Raw genomic sequence first — 15,865 nt, 5'->3', positions numbered from 1 at the left:
GCTTTAAGCAAGGGCGAAGGACCCGGTAAGAAAGGAGAATGAAGAATGAAGATTAGGAAAAAGCTGTCATTGTCGCTCATGATCATTACTTTATGCTTTTCAGTGCTTGCCGGTTGCGGCGGAAAGTCAGAGATGGTAAAGGTGAAGATTGGTGAAGTTACCCGTTCTGTCTTTTATGCACCCGAATATGTTGCCTTATCACAAAACTTCTTTAAAGATGAAGGTCTTGATGTAGAACTACAGACGATCCCCGGTGGAGATAAAACCATGACTGCACTCCTCTCAGGTGCCATCGATGTTGCGTTGGTAGGTTCTGAAACCTCCATTTATGTGTATCAGCAGGGTTCAGATGATCCGGTCATTAATTTTGCACAGCTGACTCAGAGGGATGGAACGTTCCTGTTTGCCCGTAAGGCTGACGGAGCGTTTAACTGGGATAAAGTGAAGGGGTCTACCTTCCTGGGGCAAAGAAAAGGTGGTATGCCTCAAATGGCTGGCGCGTTTACTTTATCTAAAAAAGGAATAGATCCTACAAAGGACATTACCTTAATCCAAAATATTGACTTTGCCAATATTGCTGGAGCATTTGCTTCAGGTACTGGCGATTATGTTCAGTTGTTTGAACCACAGGCTTCTATCTTTGAACGTGAGGGACGAGGGCAGGTAGTGGCTTCGTTTGGGGTGGAAAGCGGCTATTTACCGTACACCGTGTTTATGTCTAAGAACAGTTATATTAGTGAAAATGGAGACACAGTACAGAAGTTCACAAATGCGATCCAGCGTGCTCAGCTTTGGGTGAAGGAACATAGCCCTGAAGAAATCGCGGATGCGATTATGACTTATTTTGATAAGACGGATAAAGATATCGTGGTTTCTGCAGTCAAACGTTATAAGGAACAGGATACCTATGCGGTTAATCCAATTATAGATCAAGAAGAATGGAACAATCTGCTTGATGTCATTGATAATGCTGGTGAGCTTAAAGAACGCGTACCTGCTGACAAAATAGTGAATAACAGTTTTGCTGAGAAAGCTGAGAAGAGCATAAAGAGCAGCACTTCAAAATAAGAGAGAACCCAAGATTCTAAGTAAGATGATGTGAAATTGAAGGAGGGGCTGACAATGCTTCCAGTAGTGCAATTAAAGGGAGTAACGCATGCCTATCTTGGCGACCGTGAAGCTTCACTGGCCGTTGAGGACCTGAACCTTATTGTCGAGCAAGGAGAGTTCGTTAGCTTAGTTGGACCAAGTGGTTGCGGCAAGACGACTCTCCTATCGATTATTGCAGGACTGCTGCAGCCATCTCAAGGTGAAGTAGTCGTAAATGGCCAACCCATTATGGGTCCCTCACCAGAGGTTGGATATATGCTGCAGCAGGATTATCTTTTTCCTTGGCGGAGTATTCTGGACAATGCCATTCTGGGTCTAGAGCTGACTGGAAGCTTGAACGAGGAGAGCAGAAAGCGGACGCTGGAGCTACTTCGAGAGATGGGTTTAGAGGGGAAAGAGCACGCCTTTCCTTCTCAGTTATCAGGTGGGATGCGGCAGAGAGTAGCTCTGGTACGGACCTTGGCTACGAATCCTGGACTACTTCTACTAGACGAGCCGTTCTCGGCGCTTGATTACCAGATCAAATTACAGCTGGAAGATTTGGTCTCAGAGACCTTACGTAGCAGGGGAACGACTGCAATATTAGTCACTCATGATCTATCAGAGGCTATTGCGGTAAGTAGCAGTGTTATTCTTCTACAACGAAATCCAGGGAAGATCCGCAAAGTGTTTTCAGTGCCAGAGCAAATCCGGACAGCGCCTCCGCTGTTTGCGCGTGATCAGCCAGGCTTTTCGGAGCTTTTTCATGAAATATGGAAAGAGATGGAGATTGCAGGGAGGGAAAGCTAATGAGGCATACGGAGCAATCGGGGTTATTAGCTTCCCGTGAACAGTGGCTACAACAAATGCATGGCGATTATAAAAAAACGAAGCACCGCTGGCGCAATCAGGTGATTGTCGTGAGGAGCACCCTGTTACTATTGTTTTTTGTTCTCTGGGAAGCAGGTGCAAGAATGGGCTGGATTGATGAGCTATTATTCAGCTATCCCACAAAAATATTCCAGCAGATCTGGGCAGATATGGTTAGTGGAAGCTTGTGGCCGCATCTGGGGATTACGGTAGGTGAGACTGCGGTAGGCTTTGTACTAGGAACGCTGCTAGGGACACTGTTGGCTGTGATCATTTGGTGGTCTCCTTTTTTATCAGCAGTACTTGATCCGTATATGGTCGTATTTAACAGTATGCCGAAGGTGGCGCTGGGGCCGATTTTTATCGTCATGTTCGGGGCCGGATTCACTGCTATCGTTGTTACTACTTTATCTATAACGGTGATTATTACGACGCTTGTTGTATACAATAGTTTTTGTGGTGTGGATCCGAATCTGGTCAAGGTGGTTCGTTCCTTCGGAGCTTCCAGAGTTCAGGTGTTCTTTAAAGTGATTCTTCCAGCCTCATTCGGAGCGGTGGTATCCACCCTAAAGGTGAATGTGGGGATGTCATGGGTAGGGGTTATCGTAGGGGAGTTTCTTGTCGCTAAATCGGGGCTGGGTTATCTGATTATATATGGTTTCCAGGTCTTTAATTTCACGCTCGTGATGTCCAGTCTTTTGATTATCGCGGCCGTGGCTACGGCAATGTATCAACTAGTGGTATATCTAGAGAAGCGATTGTTATCCAGGCGATGAACCTTATATAATATTGTGTCTGTACACAAAATCTTGTAACATGTCTATATCTTTACCTATATATTGGGTTAGTGCTTGTAAGGAGAGATAAGGTTATGGGATTTCGTGTAATTAAAACAGCTGCAGCTACGTTATTATCCGTACTAGTTGCGTCTGCAGTGGGTATACCTAATGCGCAGAGTGCAGGCTTACTGGCAATTTTAGGTGTAGAGGTTACTTTGAAAAGGAGTTTCCGAACGATAACGGCTCGTTTTTTAGCCTCGCTCGTGGGACTCTTTTTTGGCTGCATCCTTTTCTGGCTTCTAGGGTTCCATTACTGGGTACTCGGGCTGTATGTACTCGTAGGCTTCCCGATGATTGTAAAGTCTGGCTACAAAGAAGGAATTGTCACCAGCTCGGTTATCGTGTTTCGCGTGTTTGGACAAGCTGAACTATCGCTCCATGTCCTGCTGCAGCAAATAGAGCTTCTGGCTATTGGGCTCGGTTCAGCAGGGCTGGTGAACTTGGTTTACATGCCTCAGACTGGTGGAGTCATTTATGGGATCCGTAAGGAAGTGGATCGCTATTTTTCGGTTATTTTTACCCAGATGGCCCGTACGCTTCGTGATCCTGCGTATATTTGGGATGGCAAAGAATTAATTGATGCAGATAATGCAGTGCAGCGGGGACTAACGGCAGCTACCCGCGAGATGGAAAATCATGTCATTCATCCTGATGAAGCATGGAATGTCTATTTCTATATGCGGAAGGAGCAACTGGAATCGATTCAAAGTATGATGCAGCTGCTTTCTCAAGTGTATCGCCACTTACCACATGGGGAGATGGTTGCAGAATTATTCGACCAGCTTAGCGGGGATGTGCTTGCGGAAGAATATACTGGACGAACTGAACATTTGCTGGACGAGCTAACACGAGAATTCGAAGAAATGGATCTGCCAGAGACACGTGAGGAATTTGAAGTGCGCTCAGCTATTCTTCAATTATGTAGGGAACTGGCACTTTATTTAAAGGTCGCTAAGCGACATAAAATCCCGGTCAGTTACAAACCGGAGAAACGTCTGAAGATTCGAAATAAGGCTTAAATTGAGCTTTAATATAAACTGAAGTATTAACTATCTCTGTCAAAATCACGATAAGATATGTATGAGCTAAAAGTTGATCACTGGATATGATTAACGATTTTATGGTGAGTTCAAATAATAGCAGGAAGTTCGGTAGTCGAATTTTCCGCATTGGCAGGTGAGGCGTATGGACAAAGTTATGGAATCATTTATAGGAAAACAGCTTGTAGCTAACCTTTTTAATGACAAAGGAGTATTTGTTTTACCCGCATTGACTTTATTAAATGCTGAGCATATACGATTAATCAGTCAACATAAGATCATCCTAGAGTCTCATGACGTCGTACACTTGGATAGCGCGGAATTTTTCCAACTTGCAATTGATGATTGCACAGCGGCAATAGAGAATATTTTTGATCAGATTCGTCATAACAAAAACAAACGAATTCCTATGCTTGAAGTTAGAAATGAAGTCATTCCGTTTATTCAGCAGGTAAGCGAAAAGAATGACTTCTACGGCGTATTGGCTGCATTGCAGTCCAAGGATGATTATACCTACAGACATAATGTAGCGGTTGGTATTTTATCTACATTGTTAGGTAAATGGCTAAAATTAAAGCCTGAGGATTTGAGTACGCTGACGATCGCAGCGACCCTTCACGATATCGGTAAAATGAGGATTCCGGATGAATTATTAACCCGGCCAGGCCCGTTGACCGATGAGGAGTATCAGCTTATGAAAAAGCATACGACCTATGGTTACGAGATGATCCGGGATACCATTGGAACCAATCATTTGCAAGCGCTCGTCGCCCTGCAGCATCATGAAAGAATGGACGGCAGCGGTTATCCATTCGGCGTGCTTGGGAATCGGATTACTGATTTCAGTAAAATTGTTGCAGTAGCAGACGTGTTCCATGCGATGACATCCGACCGGTTTTATCGTAAAGCCTCACCTCTTTATGAAGTGTTGTTACAGATGGAGGAAAGCGTATTTGGCAAGCTTGACCCTTATATTTGTAGAGTCTTTATTAATAAGTTAATGCAGTCAATGATAGGGAATGAAGTGGAATTGACAGATGGACGGACAGGGAAAATCATTATGATTCTTACTACTGATCCACTGCGTCCACTCGTGAATATTGATGACGATTTTATTGATCTGAGTAAACATAGATCCATTGGTATTATGCGCGTAATCCCGCAATAGCGGGCTTTATAAGGTTTTTTTAACGTTCAGAACGGATATGTATTAGGCTGGACCATTTTTATAATCTACTCATATCTGTACAAAATTTGAAATAAAATGAACTATAAGTCTCCTGATAAGACCCTCTGGAGGGCTTACTCAAATTTATTTATAGACTAACAATCAACAAATGCCTAGAACCTGCATACACTTGATAGTGAATGATTGTATGGAGGAGGTTTAAAGATGTCATTAAGCCATAAACGTCAAACAAGGGAGATCATTACGAAGGCAATTTGCGGCAAAGGTCGTAAGTTCTCTACAGCAACCCATACCGTGACTCCGCCACATCACCCGACTAGTATTCTGGGGGCTTGGATTATCAACCACCAGTACGAAGCGGTTGCCGCCGGGAACGGAATCGAAGTAATTGGTACTTACGATGTAAACATCTGGTACTCGTACGACAAGAACAAGCAGACCGAGGTAGCTAAAGAAACGGTCTCCTATGTGGAGCTCATTCCACTTTCGTACCTGGACACGAGACACCGCACTTCTACCGTTGAGGTCTCTGCGGAGGCAACGCAGGAACCCAACTGTGTAGAAGCAGGCGTATCGCCAGGCGGAGGCAGTGTGACACTTCGCGTAGAGCGCGAATTCGAAGTGGAGTTGGTGGCTGAGACCAAAGTCCGTGTGTATGTCACTGAGCAAAGTGATGATCCAGAAGACAAGGATTATGATTTTGACGGTGATAGCTTCGATTACGATGATCTGGACCCTGACAATCTGGATGATGAACTGTAAGGAAGGATACGCCGCCGTTAACTGAGTATCGATGGGTTATGGTCCATTATATGTAGGGAGGGCGGCGGCGTAGAGGGCGAATGCCCTCCTTTTTTTTATTTATTTTTCAGATGGGAATTGCAATTAGAACCTGATATGGGAAAAACTTGGTTTGGCTTCATTGAAAAGGTTTAAACCGTTTACTGCAAAGACGGACGGACTAACATTAGGGCGAGTAAAAGTAACATTTTTTCGTTTTATTAGCTAAGGACTGAAGGGGTTGTACGCTACTACAGGGCTTTCAATCTTGGGCTGCGATGGATGGAGGGGCGAGAGAATGAATGAAGGGCTTAGGGTGTATTCGGGATTGTCAGCAGCGCAGAGAGAGTCCAGATTACTCCGGAGTGGTATTGAAGCTACGCCGACGTCGTCCAGAAGACGGGAATTGTCAAGAAAGAAGGGGACAGAAGAACCATTGAGAACCCTGACCATTCAGATACCTGATGAAAGAAATCGCTCAGTCGATACATATGTTACAGAGACATCTGATAAGGCCCATAAACAGTGTTATAGAATATTAGTATATAATTTGACCGTTCTTCAGATCATTCCACTTGGAGCAGGTCTAGGAATGCGTGCAGCCTCAGATATGCTTTCTGGCGCTTTAAGTGAGGATAGCGGTGATAGTAGCGAATCAATGGGGGTTGCACCAGGAGAGTGGCGCGGGGTAATGAAATTACTACAGCGTATTGCGGTTCGGACTTTGTACAGCTTGGGGCTGGATAGCGGGGAGGTACAGCTGAGGGCAATGGGGAACCGGAGGTATGTCGTGGAGCAAATAGCTCCACTTCTACAGACTTCCGGACGACGATTGCCAGAGCCTTATCGTTCCGCAGCGTTAGCGCTGGAACGAAGCCTTGCTCTGGAGCAGCAGGACCGCAGCGGCCTGCTGATGGGCATGGACCCGGAGTTCATCATCCTCCGGGAGTCCACCGGCCGCGTCGTGCCTGCGTCGCGGTACCTGCCCACGGACGGCGTCGCTGGCTGCGACGCCGGACCTCCGGGAACGCGCGGCGCGTTCCCGGTCGCCGAGCTGCGCCCCCAGCCGCGCGGGGAACCACGCGCGCTGCTGGCGCAGCTGATGTCCGCTGCAGCCACGGCGGACCGGCTCATCGCCGACCGCTCGCTGCGCTGGCGGGCGGGAGGCATGCCGCTGACGGGCTGGGCCCTCGGCGGCCATTTGCACTTCAGCGGCGTGACGCTGACGGCGCCGCTGCTGCGCGCGCTCGACAACTATCTCGCGCTGCCCATGCTTCTGCTTGAGGACGTTCGCGCCGTAGCGCGTCGTCCGCGTTACGGCGTGCTCGGCGATTTCCGGACTCAGCCGCATGGCGGCTTTGAGTACCGGACCTTGCCGAGCTTCCTGGTATCCCCGATCATCGCTAAAGGCGCGGTCTTTTTGGCTCACCTTATCGTGAGCCATTATGAAGACCTGACGTTGCGCCCGCTCGACCGGGAAGACCTGCATATCGCCTACTACAGTGGCGATAAACCTCCGCTGCGCGACGCAGTGCCCTCTCTGCTGGCGCAGCTACGCTCTCTAGGCGGCTACGAGAAAGCCGCCCAATACATAGAGCCTTTATTTCAGTATATAGCCGCTGAACGAACGTGGGATGAATCTCGCGATATCCGTGAACTTTGGTGCAGCAAAGCTAAAGCTTGAGCTAATATTTCAAAATATTAGAAAGTATTAGTTTTTCACATATCCCTTATATCTAATATTTCTCGCATAAACGCTTACCGTCCTAATAAGGACGCCGAAGGCGTTTATGCTTGTCTACATGTACACGATGGTCCAAGAGCCGATATCCTGAAATCCAAGTCTTTTATATATGACCCCAGCATGAAGGTTATCATAAAATAGACATAAAGATTTCCCTTCATGGAGCAAGTCTGAACATAGCTGTGCAACTACGCTTGTAGCTAATCCTTGCTCCCTGAATGCTTGATGAGTGGCAACCCCTACGACCATAGCTGACATAGAATTTTCCGCTGATGTTGAAGCGGTTGCAACAACCTTATCCTCGCGTTTCATATAATACGTGCGGCCGGTGCCGCTCGCCAATGTTTTACGTAGGCTTGTTCTCGATCCATCCCGACTGCTTTCAAACTCTACTATAGTATCCGTAAGCGAACAAATCGCTTCTACATCCTGAACGGTTGCTTTTTTAATGCCCTCAGACGAAGAAAAGGACTCTCCAATTTTTACATTCATTTCCTTCAGTTCAGCAAAGTACAAGTGCTTTTCTTGTTTAAAGTTATTCACTCCGTCAAAGGCCTTCACAACGTCGGTTACACCAGAAATCATATGAATATCGTTATCTTTTTGCATAATTTTAGCGAATCCTTCCACATCAAACGGTCCATCTGCATAGGGAAGATAACTTCTATAGAAACGTAGCAGAACGGCTTTCATCCGACCATTAGATGGATCTATCTCTCCCCACAATTCCATGAAATCCTGTTCAAACCCGAAATTCTCTACATCTCCGATGATGAACAAATTAAGAGCAGGCTCTTTCCGCAACAACGCCATTAGAAGCTCCCGATCATCCTCCGTAAGTCTTCTTATCATTTTGTATTCTCCTTTGATTTTCTTATGACCTGACACTCTGTGCTAAGATTTTACAATATAAAAATGCAGAAGAATACACTTCCTTCGGATGAACGATGGATACTTGAAAGATAACCTTACTTTACTTTCCAATTTGCTTAAGTAATTGTGTGGAATTACGCTAATTTCCGCCCGAGGATGGATTAGGATTTACTTCTATGAGGTTGCAGGGTGACTTTGTACAAATATAAGAAAGTATAAGTTTCACCCTATACATTATCCTTATATTTCTCGCACAAACGCTTACCGTCCTTAAAGGGACGCCGAAGGCGTTTTTGCTTGGCCTACTTTCTGTTATAATGGAGGACAGCATTAAATAGGCTTGGAGGTTGACCATGGCACAATATACGCCGATGATTGAGCAATATTTAAAGGTAAAAGAAGGGGCAAAGGATGCCTTCCTATTTTTTAGACTAGGCGATTTCTATGAAATGTTCTTTGAAGATGCCATTCTGGCTTCCAAGGAGCTTGAAATTACGTTGACAGGCCGCGAAGGCGGGGGTGAAGAGAAGATCCCTATGTGTGGAGTGCCTTACCACGCCGCCGAGGGTTATATTCAGCGCTTGATTGAAAAAGGATATAAAGTAGCCATTTGTGAGCAGTTAGAGGATGCTTCTGTGACTAAGGGCATGGTGAAGCGGGATATCGTACGCGTCGTGACACCAGGAACTGTGATGGATGGAAAAATCATTGCCGACAAAAGCAACAATTACCTCGTTTGTGTAACCGAAAGTGATGGAATGATGGCACTCGCGGCTTGTGATTTAACTACAGGTGAATTATACGTTACTTCAGTCTTATCTGGAGCAGAGTGGCTGCGGGATGAAATTGGCATTTACGAACCAGCTGAGATTATCGGAGACGCTGCACTACTGGAACTTTTACGTAGTGAAACGCCACTGTTAGCGAAGCCTGTCGTGTATACGCCTTGGGAGAAATGCGAGGAGGAGCTGGCACGTCGTCAGTTCGGTGAAGCCGCATGGGTACGTCTTGAGAAAGAACGCGGGCAATGTCTAGCACTGCTGATCTCCTATCTAAACGAGACGCAGCGGCGTTCAATGGGACAGCTTAGTCAGATTTCCCCTTATGAACCCGGCAATTATATGATTCTTGATCCGTTTACTCGCCGAAATCTGGAGCTTACAGAGACTGTCCGAGAACGCTCCAAAAAAGGATCTCTGCTATGGCTATTAGACCGCACTGAAACGTCCATGGGCGCGCGGTTGTTACGTCGTAGAATAGATAAGCCATTGCTCCAACGGGCTCCGATCGAACGACGCCTTGAAGCTGTTGATTATTTGTACAATCAGTTTATTGTTCGCGAGGACCTGCGTCTGGCGCTTAAGGAAATTTATGATTTGGAGCGACTGGTTGGACGTATTGCCTTTGGTAGTGCGAATGGTCGTGACATGAATGCCTTGAAGCTATCGCTGGCGCAAATCCCTGCTTTGAAGGAATTATGTATGACTTCCGGGTCTGCGACCTTACGCGAGATCGGTGATAATATGGATGAATGTGCCGAGCTGCTGGAGGATATAGACCGAGCTATTGTTGAGGATGCCCCGGTGTCTGTGCGAGACGGTGGAATTATTCGTTCTGGTTATCATGCACGATTGGACGAGCTGCGGGAAGCTAGCAGTAATGGTAAGCGTTGGATCGCTGAATTGGAAGCTAAGGAACGGCAAGCCACAGGCATTAAATCACTGAAGATCGGCTATAACAAAATCTTTGGTTATTTCATAGAAATCACCAAATCTAATCTGGCTTCGTTGCCGGAAGGACGCTATGAGCGCAAGCAGACACTCGCAAATGCAGAGCGGTTTGTAACTCCGGATCTTAAAGAGAAAGAAGCTCTTATTCTTGAAGCTCAAGATAAAATGACGGATTTGGAGTACAGTCTCTTTACAGAATTACGTGATCGAATTAGTGGTCAAATCCCTCGATTACAGAATCTTGCAGAAAAGGTGGCTGAAATCGATGTTTATCAATGTCTGGCGGCTGTCAGTGCAGAACATCGCTTCGTGAAACCTGTTTTGTCTGATGGTTATGATCTTCGACTTGAAGGTGGTCGCCATCCTGTTGTGGAGGCGGTGCTGAAGGATTCGGCATTTATAGCAAACGGAAGTACGCTCAGTAAGGAAGATGGAAATATTCTTCTGATTACTGGTCCTAATATGGCTGGAAAAAGTACCTATATGCGGCAGGTTGCACTCATCTGCATCATGGCTCAAATTGGCTGTTTCGTTCCGGCATCCAGTGCAGAAGTTCCGCTTATTGATCGAATCTTCACACGTATAGGGGCAGCCGATGATTTGATCGGAGGTCAGAGTACGTTTATGGTAGAAATGGCCGACATTCAGGTCATGACAGAAAAAGCAACAGCCCGGAGTTTAATTATTATTGATGAGCTTGGAAGAGGAACCTCTACTAGTGAAGGCATGGCGATCGCACAAGCGGTAATTGAGTATGTGCACGATACCATTTCTTGCAAAGCTTTAGTTTCGACGCATTTTCATGAATTGGCTCACTTAGAAGAAAGTCTTAAAGGGCTGAAGAATTACTCTATGGCCGTTCAAGAGAGTGGCGATAAAGTAAACTTCCTGCGCAAACTTGTTCCGGGAGCGGCAGACAGCAGCTATGGGATTTATTGTGCACGCCTTGCAGGGCTTCCTGAAGGGATCATTGATCGTGCTTACGGTCTGCTTCAGAGCATCGAGCAGGCGGTTCATCCGGGTGGTTCCTCTATTCATTATGGGGGTGGACTAGAAAGTCAGGCCGCTGCAAAAGAGGTCGCAACTACATCTATCCAACAACCCGATAGTGTCATCGCAGAAACTTCGGGGATTCCTGCGGACTCATACTCATCAATAGCAGATGAAGTAGTTCAACTGTCTATCTTTGGCGAGGAAGAACCACGTAAGAATCGGAAAGGTAGTGCAAATCAGGCGGCAGTTGTAACTGAAGTACAAGAGAATCCTGCGATAAAAGAATTCATCACTTCTGTGCGTAACGCAGATCTTATGAATATGACTCCGCTTCAGGCTATGAGTCTGCTGAACGATCTGAAGATGAAAGCGAAGGATCTTTAAATATTGATTGCCTAAATAAGAGGTGAATGAAATTGGCCAAAATTCATATATTGGACGAGCATATTGCCAACCAGATTGCTGCGGGTGAAGTTGTAGAGCGACCAGCTTCTGTTGTGAAGGAGCTAGTTGAGAATGCTATTGACGCAGGAAGCACAAGGATTGAGGTTTCGGTAGAAGAAGGCGGTTTACAGAGCATCCGAGTGAAAGATAACGGCTCGGGGATCGAGCCTGAGGATTGCGAGACCGCCTTTTATCGTCACGCCACAAGTAAAATCGCTAATGGGCGTGATCTATTCCAGATCACAAGCTTAGGGTTCCGTGGTGAGGCGCTCCCCAGTATTGCTGCGGTATCCAAAGTCTCTCTTCTAACGGCTACTGCCGATGACGGCAAAGGACGCCTGATTGATATTGAGGGTGGTAATTTAATTCGGAATGAGGATTCCCCTTCGGGCCGTGGGAGCGATCTAGCGGTGCGTGAATTATTTTTTAATACGCCGGCAAGGCTGAAATATATGAAAAGTATACAGACGGAGCTTGGTCATATATCGGATGCCATGTATCGAATGGCATTAGCCCATCCGGGAATCTCTTTTACCTTGCATCATAATGGCAATCAGCTGCTGCACACGCTTGGTAATGGTGATCTGCTGCAAGTGATCGCTGCGGTGTACGGAACCTCCGCAGCCAAGGCTATGCTGCCGATTACGGCGGAGGACTTGGATTACCGCATTTCTGGTTATATAAGCCGTCCGGAATGGACACGCTCGAATCGAAACGCAGTAACTACCATTGTGGGAGGACGATATATTCGCAGCAATGGTCTGAATGCAGCGATCATGCGTGCATATCATACTTTGCTTCCGATTAACCGATATCCGCTGCTGGTGCTCGAACTGGACATGCATCCTTCTCTTGTGGATGTCAATGTTCATCCGGCTAAGCTGGAGGTTCGATTTAGTAAAGAGAATGAGCTTTACACGTTTGTGGAACAGGAAATCCGTAAGGTATTGCTGGGGCAAAGTCTGATTCCGCGACCAGGTAAAGAAACCATCGGACCGAAGGGCAGCAGTTCATTTATTCAGGAGCAGTTTGCTTTTTCCAAAGGAGCAGTTCCGCCACCGCCATCGACTGAGGTGGGCAAGGATTCAGTTCCTCAGGGATCTGGTAGTTCTTTTAGTAGACAACAACCATCAAATGTTGAGCACAGCGCCCGTGAGTTCAGGAAGGAGGGGCTGACTGATAATCCGGTGACCCGTGAAACGGCTCCATCCTATGGGTCAGGATACCAGTCTTCCTCTTCGCAAGGACTTCAAAATAATGTGAGCAACAACTATGCTAATAGCTACCGTCCGCAAGAAACTTCATCGCCGCAGAAGCAGATCCCTTCTGCCCAAGCGTTATGGGCACCGCCAGTCCATGAAGAATCTGGACTTCCGGCCTTCCCAGAACTAAATTATATTGGTCAGCATCATGGGACTTATATTATCGCTCAGAATGACGGAGGGCTGTATCTCATCGATCAACATGCGGCTCACGAACGTATAAATTACGAATATTTTTATGAGAAATTCGGTCGTCCTGAAGATGCTTCTCAGGATCTGCTTTTGCCAATTACGCTTGAGTTCACCCCTTCGGAAAGCCGTCAACTCAGTGAACGTCTACATTGGTTTCAACAGGCTGGAGTATACCTTGAACATTTTGGTGGACAGACCTTTCTGATTCGGTCTTTGCCTTATTGGTTTCCTGAAGGTGAGGAGAAAGCGATCGTTGAAGAAATGGCGGAGTGGGTCTTAAGTGAACGATTGATTGACCTAGCGAAGCTGCGAGAGAAATCATCTATTCTGTGTTCATGTAAAGCATCCATTAAAGCTAACCAGAAACTAACAGAACAGGAAGTCGAGGCATTGTTGTCTCGTCTGGCAGCATGTAGGCAGCCGTATACTTGTCCACATGGGCGACCGATTGTGATTTCGTTTTCATCCTATGATTTAGAGAAATTGTTCAAACGGGTGATGTAATTGTAAGTCTATATTAGTTGAACTTGAAATTTTTCTATTAAGGTAATTGCGTGACTGCGGTGAATGCTTGGACTTCCGGCCGCTGTTGTCCCCGGATTTCTTGATTATATACCGTGTTTCACGGTTGAAATCCGGGGACAAAGGCGGTCGCTATCGCTCCTACAGTTCCAAACTTCCCCTCCGTCACTCTTCCTTTTAGAATGTTTTTAAGATCAACTTATATAGAAATTTGTTGTAAGTATGACTGGAGGCAACATGATTATAACTACGGGTTATAGCCCGATAATGGAAATTGTAGAGCGGGCTCGAAATCTCGCAGAGAGAACGGGCTGTAATTACGCTCCACGTGAGAAATTCTCCATACCCAAGATGGTAGAACACTACGGAGATGAGGATATTCTAATTCTTTCTCAAGAAGCAGTTCGTTTACATCGATTAGGGATGGAGCCTATGGAGTTTCACCCGAGCATGGGTTTCGTTCGCGCGAAACGAATTCTAAAGGGTGATATAGAACCGATGCTTGTCGCCGCTCGAATGCTTCCCGGAGATAGTGTGTTAGACTGCACAGCGGGTCTAGGCGCTGATTCCTTGCTGTTTGCTGTGCATGGTGGCGAGTCCTCAGAGGTTACCGCTCTGGAGAGCTCATTGCCGCTGTACGCGCTGCTCTATGAAGGGATGCGTCACTATACCTCTGGGCAAGTAATGGTTAATGAGGCCTTGCGTAGAATTAATGTCGTGCATAGTGAACATTTGGACTACTTACGTGCTCTACCGGATCGAAGCATAGATATTGTGTACTTCGATCCTATGTTCCGGGTGCCACTGACTGGTTCTGCTTCGATTTCCCCACTGCGTCAGTTTGCTAATCGTGCAGCATTATCACTAGAGAGTGTAGCTGAGGCAGTTAGAGTTGCTCGTAAAACTGTTCTTTTGAAAGAGAAAGCTTTAAGCGGCGAATTCGAAAGGCTTGGCTTTACAGAGCTGCTTCGGAGCAACTCCAAAACATCGTACGGGGTGATACACATTGACAACTAAAGAGAGACATAAGGTTCTAGTTCTATTAGGACCAACAGCTGTAGGTAAAACCAGATTAAGTCTGGAGCTTGCGGCCGCATATAACGCAGAGATCATTTCTGGCGATTCGATGCAGGTTTATCGTGGTATGGATATTGGTACAGCTAAGATTACTCCAGCTGAAATGATGGGCATTCCTCACCACCTAATCGATATTCATGATCCGCAGGACCCATATTCTGCTGCTGAATTTCAGGATCAAGGTAGCAGACTTATCGAAGAGATAAGCAGCCGTGGGAAACTTCCATTAATTGTAGGAGGGACGGGTCTATATATTGAGTCCTTGTGTTACGGTTTTCAATTCTCTGAAGCTGTGGCTGACGAAGCTTTCCGTAAAGAACAGGATCAATTTGCAGAAGAACATGGAGCGCTTGCATTGCATGCCAGACTTGAAGCGGTTGATCCGGTCAGTGCGGCGAAATTGCATCCGAATGACCGTCGTAGAATTATACGGGCTCTGGAAATTCATCACCAGACAAACACCACACTTTCCGCTTCTCATGCAGCTCAAAAGAAGGAGTCGTCCTATGACTTATGCCTTATAGGTTTGACAATGGACCGGAAAATACTATATAAACGTATTGAGGACCGAATTGATAGCATGCTTGCAGATGGTCTTATTGCTGAGGTAAAAGGACTGCTGGATAACGGTTACAGCAGAAGCCTTGTGTCCATGCAGGGGCTGGGCTACAAGGAAATCGCCGCTTACCTCGCGGGAGAACTGACGCTAGAGGAAGCTGTGATACTGCTCAAACGCGATACTCGCCGATTCGCCAAAAGACAGTTGTCATGGTTTCGCCACATGAAGGAAATCGAGTGGATCGATGTCGAAGGTGAACAAAACTTTTCTGAGAATTTCTCGAAAATACGTGCTATAATAGCAGGAAAGTTTCTCTCAGGTCTTGAATATACTTCTGAACAATATAATTGAACCATTGGGGGTACGTCATATGAACAAGTCCATTAACATCCAAGATACATTCTTGAACCAACTACGCAAAGAAAATATCCCTGCTACAGTATATCTTACCAACGGTTTTCAAATCCGGGGAATTATTAAAGCGTTCGACAATTTTACAATCGTTATTGACAGTGATGGGCGTCAGCAAATGGTGTATAAGCATGCGATTTCCACATTTACACCACAGCGCAGTGTGTCACTCATGCAGGACAATAGTAACGAAGAATAACAATTAACAAATTTGAAGTGAAACCTTTCTTGTTAATAAATCGTTTGAATAG

Annotated in this window: 13 protein-coding genes; 12 read left to right on the top strand and 1 reads right to left on the bottom strand. The window is 46.1% G+C overall.

What is annotated here, in order from left to right; all coding sequences use genetic code 11:
- Positions 1–45 precede the first annotated feature (45 nt).
- The 7 genes from MHH52_RS15935 to MHH52_RS15905 all read left to right on the top strand — a co-directional run bounded on the left by MHH52_RS15935 (position 46) and on the right by MHH52_RS15905 (position 7,491).
- Positions 46–1,068, top strand: coding sequence for an ABC transporter substrate-binding protein (locus MHH52_RS15935; protein WP_340003545.1), 1,023 nt, complete (start codon positions 46–48; stop codon positions 1,066–1,068).
- A gap of 54 nt (positions 1,069–1,122) precedes the next feature.
- Positions 1,123–1,899 (top strand): ABC transporter ATP-binding protein, encoded by a 777-nt coding sequence (locus tag MHH52_RS15930; protein WP_340003544.1) that lies wholly within the window; start codon positions 1,123–1,125, stop codon positions 1,897–1,899.
- On the top strand, positions 1,899–2,735 hold the full coding sequence (locus MHH52_RS15925; RefSeq protein ID WP_340003543.1) for an ABC transporter permease: 837 nt from the start codon (positions 1,899–1,901) through the stop codon (positions 2,733–2,735). The genes MHH52_RS15930 and MHH52_RS15925 overlap by 1 nt, the downstream gene beginning before the upstream one ends.
- Before the next feature lie 95 nt (positions 2,736–2,830).
- Positions 2,831–3,817, top strand: a complete 987-nt coding sequence (locus MHH52_RS15920; RefSeq protein ID WP_340003542.1) for an aromatic acid exporter family protein — start codon at positions 2,831–2,833, stop codon at positions 3,815–3,817.
- Between the two features lie 178 nt (positions 3,818–3,995).
- A complete protein-coding gene (locus MHH52_RS15915; protein WP_340003541.1) occupies positions 3,996–5,006 on the top strand; it encodes an HD-GYP domain-containing protein in 1,011 nt (336 codons plus the stop codon).
- A 225-nt stretch (positions 5,007–5,231) separates the two neighbouring features.
- Complete coding sequence (locus MHH52_RS15910; RefSeq protein WP_042128379.1) at positions 5,232–5,789, top strand: outer spore coat protein CotE; 558 nt, start codon at positions 5,232–5,234, stop codon at positions 5,787–5,789.
- An 850-nt stretch (positions 5,790–6,639) separates the two neighbouring features.
- On the top strand, positions 6,640–7,491 hold the full coding sequence (locus MHH52_RS15905; protein ID WP_340003540.1) for a hypothetical protein: 852 nt from the start codon (positions 6,640–6,642) through the stop codon (positions 7,489–7,491).
- Positions 7,492–7,605: 114 nt separating this feature from the next.
- Here the strand turns inward: MHH52_RS15905 and MHH52_RS15900 are convergent, their stop codons facing one another.
- Complete coding sequence (locus MHH52_RS15900) at positions 7,606–8,403, bottom strand: GNAT family N-acetyltransferase (protein WP_340003539.1); 798 nt, start codon at positions 8,401–8,403, stop codon at positions 7,606–7,608.
- A gap of 374 nt (positions 8,404–8,777) precedes the next feature.
- On the opposite strand from MHH52_RS15900, the gene mutS reads away from it, so the two are divergent.
- From mutS to hfq, 5 genes are all read left to right on the top strand, one after another.
- A complete protein-coding gene (mutS, locus tag MHH52_RS15895) occupies positions 8,778–11,531 on the top strand; it encodes a DNA mismatch repair protein MutS (RefSeq protein WP_340003538.1) in 2,754 nt (917 codons plus the stop codon).
- Positions 11,532–11,563: 32 nt separating this feature from the next.
- Positions 11,564–13,549 (top strand): DNA mismatch repair endonuclease MutL, encoded by a 1,986-nt coding sequence (gene mutL, locus MHH52_RS15890; protein ID WP_340003537.1) that lies wholly within the window; start codon positions 11,564–11,566, stop codon positions 13,547–13,549.
- A gap of 255 nt (positions 13,550–13,804) precedes the next feature.
- Positions 13,805–14,584: a class I SAM-dependent methyltransferase gene (locus MHH52_RS15885; RefSeq protein ID WP_340003536.1), complete on the top strand. Its 780-nt coding sequence runs from the start codon at positions 13,805–13,807 to the stop codon at positions 14,582–14,584.
- On the top strand, positions 14,574–15,554 hold the full coding sequence (gene miaA, locus MHH52_RS15880; protein ID WP_340003535.1) for a tRNA (adenosine(37)-N6)-dimethylallyltransferase MiaA: 981 nt from the start codon (positions 14,574–14,576) through the stop codon (positions 15,552–15,554). The genes MHH52_RS15885 and miaA overlap by 11 nt, the downstream gene beginning before the upstream one ends.
- A gap of 19 nt (positions 15,555–15,573) precedes the next feature.
- On the top strand, positions 15,574–15,813 hold the full coding sequence (gene hfq / locus MHH52_RS15875) for an RNA chaperone Hfq (protein WP_042128368.1): 240 nt from the start codon (positions 15,574–15,576) through the stop codon (positions 15,811–15,813).
- Positions 15,814–15,865: the final 52 nt, after the last annotated feature.

The sequence above is a fragment of the Paenibacillus sp. FSL K6-0276 genome (assembly GCF_037977235.1).
GTDB lineage: Bacteria > Bacillota > Bacilli > Paenibacillales > Paenibacillaceae > Paenibacillus_AQ.
This window is presented reverse-complemented; position numbering and strand designations above follow the sequence as displayed.